Raw genomic sequence first — 14,887 nt, forward strand, 5'->3', positions numbered from 1 at the left:
TGATCGATAACAACACATTTCTTTCCGGCATCTCTTCCGGCAATTTTTACACATACACGTCCAATATCAAACATTTTTTACTTCCTCCGTCTTCGACCTAGTTCGATCCCGCTTGGGCGTTACCGCTCAAGGTTCTCCTCTTCCTGGTCAAGAGCTCTTGCACGCTCGATAAGAACACGTCTCATCGCTTCACTTGAAAGAACGCCTCCAAAGGGTCTTTGGGGTCTTTTCTTTGATTTTGGAAGCGCTTTGATCTTGCTTGGAGTCCCTCTTGGTACTCCGTGAAGTTCTTGTCCTGTAAGACCGCAACGGGGCTTGTTAGCAGCTCTTCTCTTGTAAAGAACAACTGTTTTGCCTCCTGGAGTCTTTCTGAATACTCTTCTTAGTGTTCTTGAGCGTAGTCTTGGTGCTACCATACATTCCCTCCTTTTTGTCCCCTTTATATAGTTATCTTTTTGGGCGGAGCATAAAAGAGTATAAAAGGAGGTTCCGGGCGGAATATTTATAAATTATATAAATGGGCTTGGTGCTAACGCCCATGAAACTTTCTAACAAACTCATCGAAGAAACCATTGCTGACGTTGCAGGTCCTGACGTTGTGGCCATTGTTAAACTTCTTAAAAATAAGAAAAATGTCTCGGAATTTCGCCTCGCAGAGATGATCAAAGAAGAGGTCAATATTGTACGAAATATGCTCTACCGCCTCTACCACCTCAACCTTGTTTCTTTCACCCGCAGAAAGGATAAAACAAAGGGGTGGTACATCTACTATTGGACTCTTAATCCCAAGCAACTAAAACATGTCGTAATACAAAACAAGAAAGAGAAATTAGAAAAGCTCAAGGCACGCCTTGAACGTGAGAGCGGAAATCCTTTTTTCATCTGTGAAAATGCTTGCATGAGACTTGAGTTTGATACCGCTCTTACCTATGAATTTAAGTGTCCTGAATGTGGAGAGCTTATGCAACAAGAAGATAATTCTAAAAAGATCAAAGAGATTGAAAAAGAAATTAGCGAGATTGAAAAGCAAATCAGTGCCTGAACGCATTAGTTGAATGTGTTCTTAGTATTTGAACAAATCAGGGTAGCGATGTTTTACTTCAGGTACTAACTGCTCTGGTGCATAGATGCCAAGTTCTGAAATAATTGCAAGTATATGATCCGGATCTATGCGCTCAAATGCGGGGTTGGCAATTTTAAGTTTTCTTGGTGGTTTTTCCCAGACTTCTTTCGGATCGCGTTCCTCTATGACGATATTACTTCCTTGAATGGTGAGTGGATCTAATTTCCATGAATGCGTGCAGATATACACAGGGCAATCAAAAGATGATGCAAGGTATGAAAAAGCTCCAGATCCTATTTTATTATACACGCTTCCTTCTGTTGAGATAGCATCTGCTCCCATAAGAAACATGTCTGACTTTCTGAGCATAACTCCTATTGCTGCATCAACGTGGTGTTCAACATCAATACCTGCCTTCACTAATTCTCGGGCAGTAACTCTTCCTTGGAAACGAGGACGCGTTTCCGTGTTGAGAACTTTGAACGTTTTTCCTTGTTTTTTTGCTGCGATGAGTATGTCCACCACAGTTGAAGAATGGCAATGTGTTGCAATAACCATTCCGTTTTGAATTTTTTGTACACCAAATTCAACAATAGTTTTTTTGGAATCTTCAATAAACTGTTCTATGAACTCAATGCGCTTGTGAAGTTGTTGTTTTATTTCTTCAGGTTCTTGATCAAAATTTAGAGTTAGAACGTAGTTAAGCGCGTTGTGCATGAGGGGTTCTGTTACTCTTGTTTTGAGAAGTTGATCGCGTGCGCGGAGCAACTCCTGGGCGTACTGTTTTGACGGTTTAAGAAAACGTAATGATTGAACAGCTGCAAGGGCAACATTTGATGCACCTTGCACTTTAAGCGACTTAATGTCGTAAAGTGTCTGCTTGAAGCTCATTTATTTTTCTTCTTGAGTAGATTTTCAATTTGAACCTCTTCTCTTCCAATGCGTCTTGCAATGCGAAGAAGATTTTGATCCATGTTAGCAATTCTTCTCTCAAGAAGAACAAGAATACGTAGACTGTAAACGATTGCTGCAAGCGTCCCGACGATGATTGCAAGTGTTACTGATTCAAGTGGCAGAACCATAGTGATTTCCTCCTTTTTCGTATAAAAGGGGGATTAGTGGTATTTAAAGGTTTTGCGTGTTGGTTATCAGTTATCAGCTGTTTGCTAAACCACCTCTAAAATAGGTTTGTTGTGCGTCCTATGATTTTACTACTGTCTTGCCCACTCCCTGTGGAAGAATTCTGAGAGTGCTTCTGCGAAGAATGGTGTATTAAGCCAAACACCTGAATCATATGAGGGGTGCACTTGAGCATCGTCAACAAGCATGAATGTTATTTGCTTCTTGTCAACAAGTACAAATCTTCCTTTGATATCCTTTATGTGTCTGATTTGCGCAATATCTTTGAGCTCCTCTGCTAGTTGCTGCGTTTTTTTGGTAACAGGTGCTGCGATTTTAATATCAACACCTTTTTCTTTTGCTCGCTTGAGAAGGTGTTTGAAGGACTCTGCTTTTCTTAAGAATCCTTCTTCTGTGGTCATGATCGTGATGCTTTTCTCCGCGTTTTTTATCATATGTTCAATGTGTGAGTACAGATTTGATCGTCCTTTGATTGCACCGGAAATTTCGGTGGGATCAACCATTTCAATTCCTTGTGAGTGAAGAGCGGAGAGTTCTTCGAGTACTTCTGAGCGCTTGAGTTCTTCTATCATTTTCTGCTCTCTTTGAGCATTTTCAACAATTTTCTTTTTGACGCGTTCGAGAACTTCATGCGGTGGAACTGCAACGTAGTTGATGGGTTTTCCCAACTTCATTACAATAAAACCTTTTTTCTCCAAGGATTCAAGAACGTCGTATGAGCGTGATCGTGGTACGTTTGCAATGTCTGAGAGTTCACCCGCTGTTGATACACCTCTTGAGAGAAGCGCTGTCCAGAGTTTTGACTCGTATGCGTTGAGTCCGAAGTCTTTGAGCTTGTTCAAAAATTCTTTATCGACAATCATGGTTATAGTTCCTCTTCGTAAGAGTTGTCAGCGGTATCTACCGATTTGTGTAGTTGGTTTATATATAAACCTTTAGGTTTTTTATTATTCCTGAGTAGTCAAATCTCTCATTGAGTTGGAAATGCTATTGAAAATGCTATTGCACAAGTTACCAAGTAGCGCTCTACCCCCCCCAAAACTCCTCTCTACTCCCTCCATCTACCACTTCAAAGTCTTTCCTTTTGCAATCCCCAACTTCCTTGCAGAACCTGCAGGTACTTCTACTACGTAGGTTGATGCAAAACGCAAGCAATACACCTGCCAAGGGCGGAATTGTTCCTTCACAAAAAGAACTCTCTTTGTAGCATCAAGTTCGATCAGATCGATCGGCCCAAATACAAACCACATGTGAAATACCACTCGTTTTGGTTTTTTAAAAACAAAAACCAACGCCTTTTTTGCAGGTCGTTCAAACATAAATCCCTTTGATTGAGAAAGTGCCGAGTGAAGAATGCGTACATCAAACCACTTACGTAGATCACAGACCATATTCTCTTCTCAAAGAGCCTTTATTTATAAAGCAAGAGGAGTTTTCTCAACAACCACCTCAAAACATTACACCACCAACCACCCCACGTAGATGCGAAAAAGAGCCAGAAAACACGATTTTCCAGTGGAAATCAAGGGGGTTTTCCTCTTCAAACAACCATATTGAGTGCTTGATATTTAAAAACAAAAGTATTTATAAATGAAAGGGGCTTATTGTATTTAAACGAGGGACCATCCCATGACAAAAGATATTACCATTGTAAACATTGTCGTCTCATCGGCATTAGGAAAAGATGTGCCATTAGAAAAAATGGCAGCAACACTCTCCAACACAGAGTATAACCCAGAACAATTCCCCGGACTTGTTTTTCGCATTAAAGAACCAAAAACATCAGCACTTATTTTTAACTCAGGAAAAATAGTTTGCACCGGTGCGAAAAACCTTGAAGAAGTACGCCAATCAATTCGAGAAATCATCAAAAGTCTTGAAAAAATCAATATCATCATTGAAGAAGAACCAGATTTCACTATTCAAAACATGGTTGCAAGCGGGTCTATAGGTATGGATCTTAACCTTAACACCCTTGCCATGAAATTACAAAACACAGAATACGAACCTGAACAATTCCCCGGACTTGTCTACAAAGTAAACATTGAACCTGAAGGAAAGAAAAGCTACAGTGCAACCTTCCTGCTCTTCTCAAACGGAAAAATAGTTTGTACAGGAACCAAAAGTGAAGAACAGGTCCACGAATCCGTGGGTGTTCTTATAGAAAACCTCAAGAAAGTCAAGTAAATTTTTTCCATATATGTTTTAAACTTCAAAAAGAAAAGTAGCGGTAGCTATGGACGCATCACAACAAATACAGGAATTTGCAGATTTTCTCGAATCATATTACTACACAGCAGTTCTTGAAAATATTCGTCAAGGAAAACACTTCCTTAACGTAGATTTCTCCCTCTTATCACGCCACTCACCTGAACTTGCAGAGTTGCTCCTTGAAACACCTGAAGAAGTTCTCAAAGCAGGAGAGCTTGCCATTAAAAACTTTCCACACCAGAAAAAAATCAAACGATTTAGTCTGCGATTCTACAACCTTCCCCCCTCTCAAACCATTGCCATACGAAACATCAGAGCAGAACACATAGGTCGTATGGTTTGTGTTGAAGGAATAGTCCGTCAAAAATCAGATGTACGACCACAAGTAACCAGTGCACGCTTTGAATGTCCTAGTTGTGGAAACATTCTTACCATCATTCAAAACGACCAAAAATTCAAAGAACCCTCACGTTGTGGCTGCGGTCGAAAAGGAAAATTCAAACTCATAGGAAAAGAACTTGCTGATGCTCAAAAAATAGTTCTTGAAGAATCACCTGAATCACTCGAAGGAGGATCACAACCAAAACGCCTTGACTTCTTTATGAAATACGATCTCGTAGCCCCACTCTCAGACAAAAAAACAAACCCAGGATCGAAAATAAGAGTAACCGGAGTAGTTATTGAAATCCCTATTCCCGCAAGAGACGGCGGACAACTCACCCGCTACGATCTTGCAATAGAAGTTAATCATGTTGAAAGTATTGAAGAAGACTTTGATGAAATTGAAATCACAGATGAAGAAAAAGAAAAAATTGAAGAACTTGCTTCAAAAGAAAATATTGTTGAACTTCTTGTTAAAAGCATTGCTCCGGGAATTTACGGTCATGAAGAAATCAAGGAAGCAATCATCCTTCAACTCATGGGAGGGGTGAAAAAAGTAAGAGATGATGGTGGAATAAACAGAGGAGATATGCACGTACTCCTTGTAGGAGATCCGGGAGCAGGAAAATCTCAACTCATCAAACGAGCACAAATAGTAGCTCCAAAATCAAGATACGTCTCAGGAAAAGGAGCCTCAGCTGCAGGTCTTACCGCTTCAGTTGTTAAAGATGACTTCCTTAAAGGATGGGCGCTTGAAGCAGGAGCACTTGTCCTTGCAAACAAAGGGTTTGCAATGATTGACGAGATGGACAAGATGAGCAAAGAAGACCAATCAGCAATGCACGAAGCACTTGAACAACAAACCGTCACCATTGCAAAAGCAAGCATTCAAGCAACACTTCGTTGTGAAACCACCGTTCTTGCAGCAGCAAACCCAAAGTGGGGGCGATTTGACCCTTATGAAATAGTTGCAAAACAAATTGACATGCCCCCCGCACTTATCTCACGATTTGATCTTATCTTTCCCGTACGTGACCTTCCAAACAAGGAAAACGATGCAAAACTTGCAGGATTCTTACTAAGGGTTCATCAAACCAGTGAAACAACCAAACCACCCATTGAAACAGAACTTTTACGAAAATTCATCGCCTATGCAAGAAGCAGATGTAAGCCTCGCCTTAGCGAAGAAGCCATAACTGAATTACAAAACTACTACGTCTCCATGCGTAACAAGGGAGAAGAAAGTGCTCACAGATCAATCCCCATCACCGCACGCCAACTTGAAGCACTTGTAAGGCTCTCAGAAGCCTCTGCGAAGACAAGACTCTCGCAAGAAGTTGAAAAACAAGACGCGCATAGAGCAATACGCCTTCTTGACTACTGCATGCGACAAATCGGTGTTGATCCTGATACCGGTGAGATTGACGTAGACGTTATTGCAACAGGAATTAGTTCAAGCTCAAGAAATCAAATCATTACCATCAAAGAGCTCATCACAGAACTAGAAGGAAAAGTAGGAAAACAGATCCCTGTTGATGATCTCGTCGCACTCGCACAAGAACGTAACATTGACGCTGATAAAGTTGATGAATTAATTGAAAAACTCAAACGCTCAGGAGATATTTTCGAGCCAAAAAGAGGATTTATACAAAAAATCTAACTCCCCTCATCGCACCGCTTAAGATACCTACCTGGAATAAACCGATTTCGATTTGCTCCTGCCCTCAACAGGTGACAACATAACAACTCTTAAATGTCTTTATCCTTACTCTTAACACATCTATTACATAACAACATTACAATGGAACCTAGGCAAATCGCATACAAAATAACACTCAAAGATCTTGAAAAAGGTCGCTTTGAACAAGCACAAGGAGCATCACCTAATGGCATACGCATAGGCTCCACTCTTATTTCTCGTGTTCAAATCATAGCTGTTGTTACCGCCCATTCAGATGCAGGATTTGTCATAGATGATGGGACTAGCAGCATGAGTGTAAGAGTTTTTGAAGAGCGAACGCCTCCCCCGATAGGAAGTGTTATTTCTCTTGTTGGGCGTCCAAGAGAATTTCAAACACAACGATACATCATTCCAGAAGGATATGTTCAAGTAGATTCTGCTTGGCTCAAAGTAAGACAAAAAGAATTAGAACGTATCACCTATTCAGAAACACACAGTGAATTCGATCAAGAGGGTGCACCCGAAGAAAGTAAAATCCCTGTACAAGAAACCGCAGAGAAAAGCTTAGAAGAAGAAAACGTTGAAGACGTAGAAGAAATTGTAGACGAGCCCGCACAAAACCCCCTTGAAGCACTTCTCACAGCAATGAAAGCATTAGATGACGGTTCAGGCATTGCATATGAAGATCTTACCACTGTTTGTGATGATGCAATGATACAAAAACTTCTTGAAGCAGGGGAGATTTTTGAGATTAGACCTGGCATGTACAAAGTTCTAGAATAGAGCAGGAGTAATCCACGCTTCAACTACGCCAGCAACCACCAAAACACCTAGCGAAATAAGGATAAGATAACTTGCATCACGCATGATCTTATCAAATTCCTGTGTTCTAAAATGATGATTAATAACAGCAACGGAGATGATTCCCCCAGCAAGACCTGCAATCATATACGCAACCATTTCAGGAAGTCCATGAATAAAATATCTTGTAATGCCCATAGAAATTGCAGGAAGGGTTGATGTCGCATTGCTTTGTATTGCCTGTTTTGCAAAACTCCCAATTGCAACTGCAAGCACAGAAGCATTCCATGTCAAAATGAAAATAGCACCTGCACCATAAAAAAAGGCAAAGATGATACAAAAAGTAAGCACCTTGATGTTATTACTGAGAATGGCACTAAAATGGTTCAATCCAACACTTGACCCTGTCGCAGCACCATTAATTCTTGCAATGGTTGAGAGTTGCTGATGAAAAAGATTTGCACTCATTGGTTCTGGAAGAAAAATATACCACAGAGTAAGAGAGATAGTGATACCAACGAAAAGGAATAAGAAAAACGCGATAACCCTTGAGTGTTCCTTGAGTAAAGGTAATTCATCTTCAATGAGAAGATCCTTTTTTTCTTCAGCACGAATAGCATGAAACATAAGAGGAACACAAGCAAAAACCGTAAAAAACACCATCACAAGATCTGCGCGTTCAGGAAAAATCCACAGTGCAAGAAAAACTGCAACACTTGAAATGATCGCACCGTAAAAGAATAACTCCCAAGGATGTTTTTTCGCAGAAAGAGGTGTGATGATACTTTCAAGAACCATACCCCTTATTTATAAAGAGTGTTTTTAAATATTTCCATAGTTTTAAATAAAAGTCAGATGGTTCTACTACATATGGATTACGAAGCACTGCTCGAAAAGGCAAGAAAAGAACTTCCTGAAAGCGTAACGGAAGCTGAGCGTTTTGAAATTCCCAAAGTAAAAGGACACTTACAAGGGAATAAAACCATTATTTCAAACTTCCCGCAAATCTGTGATACGCTTAGCAGACCGCCTGCGCATGTTCTCAAATTTATTCTTCGAGAACTTGGAGCTCCTGGCGATATGAAAGGAAACCAGCTCGTCATAGGAACAAAGCTTGCAGCTTCGCGTATTAATGAAAAAATAAGAAAGTATGCAACGGAGTTCGTTCTTTGTCGCAAATGCGGAAAACCTGATACAACAATTGTCAAAGAAGGCTCAATAAGTTATCTCAAATGTAGTGCTTGTGGGGCTCAACACCACGTGAAAACTTTGTAAAGACCCAGCCAAGGTACACACTAATCAAGGAAACAACCCTCGTTTATCCAAACCACGCTCCAAGCCCTAATTGTTTTTCTTTATCCCTTCCAAACACACCTTCAACTTGTCGTTTGAGAAGGTCAAGAGTTTGTTTAAGATAGGTGTCCACTTCATACGCTTGTGCAAGTGAAAGACTAGGCTCAAGGTATTTCACAACAGAGCCTTCTGAAATGGTAAAAATAATTTTGCCTCCGCACCTCTCACATTTTGCTCGTAGAGGGGGTCTGCGGTATTTCTCATTGCAATGCACACAACGAAATACTTGTGACGAAAACTTTCTAAGATTCCCTTTAATATCCCTTAAAAAATGTTTTTCAATTACTGTTTTTGCGACAACAGTGGTGTCTACTGCTCTTATTTTCTGTGCAAGATCCATCTGACCTTTAAGCTTCTCTTCCATTGAAGGAAGTGTTTTATACGCCGAGCAAAGAACACCCTCATTAAAATCTCTTGTATCATGAGTAAATCCCATGTTTTCAAACTGGTCGGGTGTATTAATCGTTGATTTTATCGTCTTGATATCTACTTCCCAAGGCATTTTGTATTCAAGAGCTGCCTCATACAATTCAAGAGGGTAGCGCCATACAATATCAACATCAAAAGCCATGTCATCAACTTCTGCAGGTGTAAGAATAGTGGTGAGAACTAATGGTGCATCCATTGTTCCTCCTCGAGATCCTGGTAAGAATTTCTTTGAAAAATTAAGAAAACCATCAAGTAACATGAAAAAACCTAATTCATCGCCATCAGTGTCTCTTCTCTCAGCTGCGTGAAGGTAGGGATGTGCGAAGAAACCTTGAGATTTTGTAAAACCTATGATCCTGCACACCATTCCTGCTGATGTGTGTGGCGCTAATGCTATCATTAAGTGACCAACCAAGTCCTCGCGTCCCTTTACATTATAAAAAGGCTCTAAACCATAGACTTTTTCAAGAAGTTCATCAATAAACTGACACACTCTTATGAATACTTTATCTGTTGGCTCTTCTGGATTAGTCGGACAGCAAGGAAGAATGCAATCCTGAGGGAATATTTCAAGGATTTGATCATCGTTTTCAAGCGGTTTTCCTTTAATGTCATGCGTGTAACCTAATTCCTTGAGTTTTTCCACAGATGTTCCTATTTCCTTGGGTTTAAAATGAGTGCAAGGAAGCTCAGAAGCATCACATCTTATTGTTCCATCCTTGTTAACGTAGATTTCGTGTTTTGCTCTAAGAATTGCTTTTGTTAAGTGTTCTGGAATGTGTTCCCTATTACTTGTTCCACGTATGCCTTTAATAAGATCAGGATACGTGTTCATTCCTAATTGTTCAAGTGCTTTGTTAAAGTAATGTCGGATATCAATATCTTTTTTCATATAGGTTTGTTGTTGCTTTTTATCATCTTTTTTCGTCGTTATTTTTCCTGTTTGTACGTCATAGTAGAGTGGAATGGTTTTATTTCCGGTAACTTCATCTCTGCGATAAATGGTTTCCCTTCCTGTTTGAGGATCTTTGAATAAAGAAAATTCAGCTCTTACCTTTCCTGCTTCAAGTGCAGCTTGGAATGATCTGAGTCTTCCTCCTTCCTCACCTATGGGAAACAAGCCGTGAGGAGAACCTGTGAGTTTTCGCATCTTTGCTTTTTCGGGACGACCCATACGAGCGCCGATGAAGGTTCCTGATTTATCACGAATAATTACTGGTCCTCCTTGGAGCAGATCTAGCCCTGTTTTTCCTTCTTGTGTGAGTTGCCTTCCAAGAAGAACTTGCGAGAGAATCGTTGCTTCTTTTTCTTCAAATACTACTTGTTGCTCAACTTTAAGATGAGGAATTCCTGCAATTTCAGCTATTCTTTTTTCGGGTCCGAGAGGACACACTATTTTTTTAAGAACACCGTCTTCTTTGAAATGTTTTCCAAGTGCAAGCCAATGTTGTAACTGACGCATCTGCTCTGCTGAAATTTCTTTGAAAAAAAACGTATATGTCGGGTGCAGAGGTGTTGAGAGGAATTTAGCAATACGCAAGGCCTGTGATACACTTGGTTTTGACCTTAAAGGATTTCTGATAAAACTCTCGAACACTTGAGCATCAATTGAACACAGTTCTGCTGCTTTTTCATAATTAAGCTCTCCGAACATTTCAACTATTGCTTTTTCAACTTCTTGACTCCACCATTCTTCACAATACCCTGCAGGAGCAAGTACGTGTGCGCGGTTAAGAAAATCACCATAATTGATGAGAACATCTCCTAAGTAGAGAATTTCTTCAACTTCTTTATTATACTCTTTTGCTTGTTTTATGGTATCAAGACGAAGAACTCTTCCATTTTTGAGGCGAACAATAGGACCTTCAATAGTGTCACACGGAGTAAATGCAGCACCTTTTCCAGGCCGTTCTACTTTGAGTTGAGTTCCTATTGCAATAAAATCATCCATGATGAACATAGATGCTGGATGAATGCATTGAGCTGAATACCCTGATGTTCTTGACCTTCCATACCTAAGACGAAACGCTCCTGATGCAAGAGGCATCCCGATAATAGGTCTTCCTGCCACGAGATCTTTTACGAAAGTAAAGTCAGGTGTGATTTTTGGTTTTTCTTTTCCATCATCCTTTTTTGCTCCTGCTGCCTTTGCTTTTTTTTGTACGGCGAGAAATTCTTCTAGGAAATTCCAGTGTTCTAAACCAAAATCTGCACCCCATTTAGAGAGTTCCTTCCACAGCTTAGGTGCTTTGAGAGGTATGCAAGAAGAGTGAATAAGACAATAACCAGATCTTATTTTATTTGTTGCAATGCGAGGAAGATCTTTGTAGTTAGATACTTCTATATCCTCAGAGGCATCTCCTCCTATCTCAACAGGTATATGTCTCATCAAAAAGTCAGTTTCTTCTTTTGATGGGAAGTATTGAAGATTTGTTACACGTTCATGATAATCAGCTATTTCTGTTGCGCAGCGTTTAATTTCATCTTCAGTGGGGTCGTATTGTGCATAACCCATGTTTTTCCTTACATAATCTGCAATAATCACAGACCATGCAGCAGCAGTTCCCCCTGCGTTTCTTACAGGGCCTGCATAATTAATACAAAAGTATTCTCCCTCACCATCACGCCTTGGTTTAATGTCAAGGTCAACAAATCCTTCAAGGGGTGATGATACAACTCCGACGGTTCCATAGGCAAAACCCATACGAATACCAACTTCCATCGCTTCTTTCTTGTCTTTGAACTTGCAGAATTTTTCCTGAGCAACTTCTAGAGCTATTTGCAAAGCAACACGCCAGTCAAGAACTCCGTATTGTTTTTCAAGCTCGACGATTCTCTTATCAGCACCACTTCCTCTAATTTGAGGTGCTATGACTGAGATAAGGCCTACTACTCGTTCAGCCATGTTTTTTGCAATTTGAATTTCTACCTGATCATCCGGGTCAAAACCTTGCTCTCTTGCTTTTGATGCTATTTCAAGAGCTTTTGCTGAGTATTTTTGCAAGGAGTCAAAATATGCTTGTAGTTTAGGTGAGGAGTTCATAGGAATTTGAGTACTTTTACTTGTCTTGTTTGTAAATTCATAAGAGGGACTCTTCCTGGTTGTGGTTTTAGCCCTAATTTTTCTTGGAATTCTGTTGTTTCAAGCCAGCAACCTGCTTGAACCATGCTAATATTCCTATAATTCACACTTCCTACTCTGTGAATGTGACCAGAGACAAAAATATCAGGAATGGTATCAATTACAAGGTGATCTTCTCTTGTTGGTAAATATTGTGTTGAATTATGAGTGGGTGCAAGGTGTCTTCGTTGTAAGCAGTATTTCATAACAAGATCGATGCGCTCTTGTCCTCCAAGATTACGAATTGTTTCAACTTGATCGGCTAGAAATACGTAGGAGTATCCATGATATAAGAGAATGTCAAGTCCTGGGTGACCGTCATGTGCGTGTATGTTCACCATTCCAGGGTTTGAAACACTTACCACATTAGGAAGGTCAAGAACAGGTTTTGCATAGTCTTCGTAGAGTTCTGGTTGAGGCTCTGCTATGCGCATTGCATCGTGATTTCCCGGGCAAATAATTATTGTTATGTAATCAGGAATCATTGCTAAGTACTGCGCAATTTTTTCGTATTGTTTGTAAATATCTTTAATTTCGAGATCATTTTCTTGGTTGGGGTAAATACCAACTCCTTCAACGAGATCTCCAGCGAAGATAAGGTAGCGAATTTTTTTCACCACGTTTCTTTGCGCTTCTGATCCTGTTTCTGCTCTGAGCCATCTGATGAATTTATTCCACGCATCATGTAAAAACATGTTTGATCCAACGTGAACATCAGAGATGAAAATTGCGTGTGCAGGATCTGGTGTTTTTACTAATTCTTTGTAAATAGGAATGTCGGGGAGAAAAAAATTGTTTGCAAAAATGATTTTATCGCCAACTTGACCTGTGACACCCACGCATTCATCTAGTTGTGAATCTTTAGCAATCGCAAAAAGTTGTGAATTATTCTTTGAGATGAGAACTTTAATTGTTCCTGTTGGGTCTTCTAAGGTAAAAATGAGATTTCCATTTTTTGTTAGTTGTTTGTCAATAATAAGCCCAATTGCAGCTACTTCTTCTCTATCACCCTTAAAACGTATTTGTCCTATGGATGATGGTGAAGAGAGTTCTTTTCTCTTCATAAGAATTTTTTTGAGTTTGTGGTAGCGATTTGAAAAATAATTGATGAAGTCCTGCATGGACCATTTACTTGAATCTGCTTTGTAAGACCATTTTACTTGTACTTTTGCATCTTTAACTTGAGGGTCTGGATTCCATTGAGGAGTTGGCGTAATTTCATCAATAACACTTAGAACAGTATCGTTAGTAATTCTTACTCCTTCATGGATGAGTTTTTGGAAGTTGGAGTAGAACGTGTCAAACTCAGGTATGTTGTTTATTTTCTCAAGTATTGCTGGGTTGATAAGTATGCCTTCTTGTAAGAAATGTTTAATAACCTCTTTTTTCTTCTCGTCGCTCATAGATCAAGTTCTTTTTTGAGTATGTTTAAGATGTTGTTCTCAGAGGAAGGTGTTATTGCAACAGAAATTTCTCTTGTTCGTCCATACCTTCCTTTACTTATTATTTTCGCGTTGATTATTCCGAGCATATCAAGCTCTGCTATGATATCTGAAATTCTTCTTTGAGTAAGAGGTCTTAAACCTATTTTTGCGCAAAGATCCATGTATAATGAGTAAATATCTCCTGTTGCTACTTTTTTTGATTGTTTTGTAAGTGAGAGAATTGCAAAGAGTGTTGCTTGGAATTGTTTTGGTTGTGATTGTACGATGTCAAGAACGCGATCTTTTTCTATTTTCTCTTCTGCTTTATCTATGTGATCTACAAGTATTTGTTTTGCTTGTTCTCTTTCAGCAAGCTCACCTGCAACGCGCATAAGATCAAGAGCTCTGCGTGCATCACCGTGTTCTCTTGCAGCGTATGCAGCGCATTTTGCAATAACACCTGGCCCTACTACTCCTTCTTTGAAAGCAAGTGAGCATCTGCTTTTGAGAATATTTTGTATTTGAAGAGCGTTGTAGGGTGGGAAGAGTATTTCTTCTTCTGAGAGTGATGATTTTACGCGTGGATCAATGTTTTCAGTGAAGAGTAAGTTGTTAGATATTCCTACAATGCTTATTTGAGCGTTGTTTAATTCTGAGTTAATACGGGTGAGGTTGTAGAGGAGTTCATCTCCTGCTTTTTGTATGAGTTGATCTATTTCATCAAGCACAAGGAGAATTGCTTGTTTTTTATCATCTATTGCTGAGTAGAATATCTTGTAGACTTCATCAGTGGGAAGACCTGTTGGTGGTATTTCTTTCCCGCACTCCCTTGCAAGTTCTGCTATGAGTCTGTATTCTGTGTCTGCTACGCGTTTGAGTTTGCAGTTGAGGTAAATGACTTTGAGGGGTATGTGTTTTTCTTGTGCTACGCGTTGAATTTTATTTGTTGTGTGTTTAATAGAGAGTGTTTTTCCTGTTCCTGTTTTCCCGTACATGAAAATGTTTGAGGGTCGCTCAACTCTTAGAAGTGGTGCGAGAATAGTTGCGATTTGTTTGATTTGTTCTTCGCGGTGAGGGATTTCTTCAGGTGTGAATTGGGATTGTAGCGGTGCTTTATCAATGAATAAGGGTTCTTGTTCAAGAAATTCTTGGAAGTAGTTGTCAATGTCCTCTTTGATCATAGAAGTTCCATTTGAAATGGTGGTTTTTAAAAGTATGTTTTGTTTTGTGAAAGTGGTAAATTCTGTGATTTCACGCCTTAAAACTGTTTTTTTCTTAAAAAA

General features: G+C 39.7%; 14 protein-coding genes. 5 read left to right on the forward strand and 9 right to left on the reverse strand.

All coding sequences use genetic code 11. The annotated features are described in order from the left end of the window. Window positions 1-119: 119 nt before the first annotated feature. Window positions 120-416 carry a 50S ribosomal protein L34e gene (locus tag D6774_01490; protein ID RME78311.1) on the reverse strand — a complete coding sequence of 99 codons (297 nt, stop codon included), beginning with the start codon at window positions 414-416 and terminating at the stop codon, window positions 120-122. A gap of 101 nt (window positions 417-517) precedes the next feature. Here D6774_01490 and D6774_01495 point away from each other — a divergent pair, with 101 nt between their 5' ends. Beyond that, the gene (locus D6774_01495; protein ID RME78312.1) at window positions 518-1,042 is read left to right on the forward strand and encodes a transcription factor; all 525 of its coding nucleotides are present in this window, start codon (window positions 518-520) and stop codon (window positions 1,040-1,042) included. A 21-nt stretch (window positions 1,043-1,063) separates the two neighbouring features. On the opposite strand, the gene D6774_01500 is transcribed toward D6774_01495, so the two are convergent. The 4 genes from D6774_01500 to D6774_01515 form a co-directional block, all read right to left on the reverse strand. After that, window positions 1,064-1,954 (reverse strand): hypothetical protein, encoded by an 891-nt coding sequence (locus D6774_01500; protein RME78313.1) that lies wholly within the window; start codon window positions 1,952-1,954, stop codon window positions 1,064-1,066. Further along, window positions 1,951-2,145 (reverse strand): hypothetical protein, encoded by a 195-nt coding sequence (locus tag D6774_01505; GenBank protein RME78314.1) that lies wholly within the window; start codon window positions 2,143-2,145, stop codon window positions 1,951-1,953. The genes D6774_01500 and D6774_01505 overlap by 4 nt, the downstream gene beginning before the upstream one ends. Before the next feature lie 129 nt (window positions 2,146-2,274). Continuing rightward, window positions 2,275-3,066 carry a TrmB family transcriptional regulator gene (locus tag D6774_01510; protein ID RME78315.1) on the reverse strand — a complete coding sequence of 264 codons (792 nt, stop codon included), beginning with the start codon at window positions 3,064-3,066 and terminating at the stop codon, window positions 2,275-2,277. A 198-nt stretch (window positions 3,067-3,264) separates the two neighbouring features. Then, window positions 3,265-3,594 (reverse strand): DUF192 domain-containing protein, encoded by a 330-nt coding sequence (locus D6774_01515; protein ID RME78316.1) that lies wholly within the window; start codon window positions 3,592-3,594, stop codon window positions 3,265-3,267. A gap of 238 nt (window positions 3,595-3,832) precedes the next feature. Here D6774_01515 and D6774_01520 point away from each other — a divergent pair, with 238 nt between their 5' ends. From D6774_01520 to D6774_01530, 3 genes are all read left to right on the forward strand, one after another. Next, a complete protein-coding gene (locus D6774_01520; protein ID RME78317.1) occupies window positions 3,833-4,390 on the forward strand; it encodes a TATA-box-binding protein in 558 nt (185 codons plus the stop codon). A 49-nt stretch (window positions 4,391-4,439) separates the two neighbouring features. Next, on the forward strand, window positions 4,440-6,455 hold the full coding sequence (locus tag D6774_01525) for an AAA family ATPase (GenBank protein ID RME78318.1): 2,016 nt from the start codon (window positions 4,440-4,442) through the stop codon (window positions 6,453-6,455). Window positions 6,456-6,596: 141 nt separating this feature from the next. After that, window positions 6,597-7,259, forward strand: a complete 663-nt coding sequence (locus D6774_01530) for a hypothetical protein (protein ID RME78319.1) — start codon at window positions 6,597-6,599, stop codon at window positions 7,257-7,259. Here the strand turns inward: D6774_01530 and D6774_01535 are convergent. Next, complete coding sequence (locus tag D6774_01535; GenBank protein RME78320.1) at window positions 7,251-8,075, reverse strand: hypothetical protein; 825 nt, start codon at window positions 8,073-8,075, stop codon at window positions 7,251-7,253. The genes D6774_01530 and D6774_01535 overlap by 9 nt on opposite strands. Before the next feature lie 72 nt (window positions 8,076-8,147). On the opposite strand from D6774_01535, the gene D6774_01540 reads away from it, so the two are divergent. Then, the gene (locus D6774_01540; protein RME78321.1) at window positions 8,148-8,552 is read left to right on the forward strand and encodes a translation initiation factor IF-2 subunit beta; all 405 of its coding nucleotides are present in this window, start codon (window positions 8,148-8,150) and stop codon (window positions 8,550-8,552) included. Window positions 8,553-8,595: 43 nt separating this feature from the next. Here D6774_01540 and D6774_01545 read toward each other — a convergent pair whose 3' ends face one another. From D6774_01545 to D6774_01555, 3 genes are read right to left on the reverse strand one after another with little or no spacing between them, the layout of a single operon-like run. Then, the gene (locus D6774_01545) at window positions 8,596-12,102 is read right to left on the reverse strand and encodes a DNA polymerase II large subunit (GenBank protein ID RME78322.1); all 3,507 of its coding nucleotides are present in this window, start codon (window positions 12,100-12,102) and stop codon (window positions 8,596-8,598) included. Then, on the reverse strand, window positions 12,099-13,583 hold the full coding sequence (locus D6774_01550; protein ID RME78323.1) for a DNA-directed DNA polymerase II small subunit: 1,485 nt from the start codon (window positions 13,581-13,583) through the stop codon (window positions 12,099-12,101). Before D6774_01550 ends, D6774_01545 begins: the two co-directional genes overlap by 4 nt. Next, entirely contained in the window at window positions 13,580-14,785 is a 1,206-nt protein-coding gene (locus D6774_01555; protein RME78324.1) for an ORC1-type DNA replication protein, read from the reverse strand. The genes D6774_01550 and D6774_01555 overlap by 4 nt, the downstream gene beginning before the upstream one ends. Window positions 14,786-14,887: the final 102 nt, after the last annotated feature.

This window comes from Candidatus Woesearchaeota archaeon, from assembly GCA_003695435.1.
In the GTDB taxonomy this organism is placed as follows: domain Archaea; phylum Nanobdellota; class Nanobdellia; order Woesearchaeales; family UBA11576; genus J101.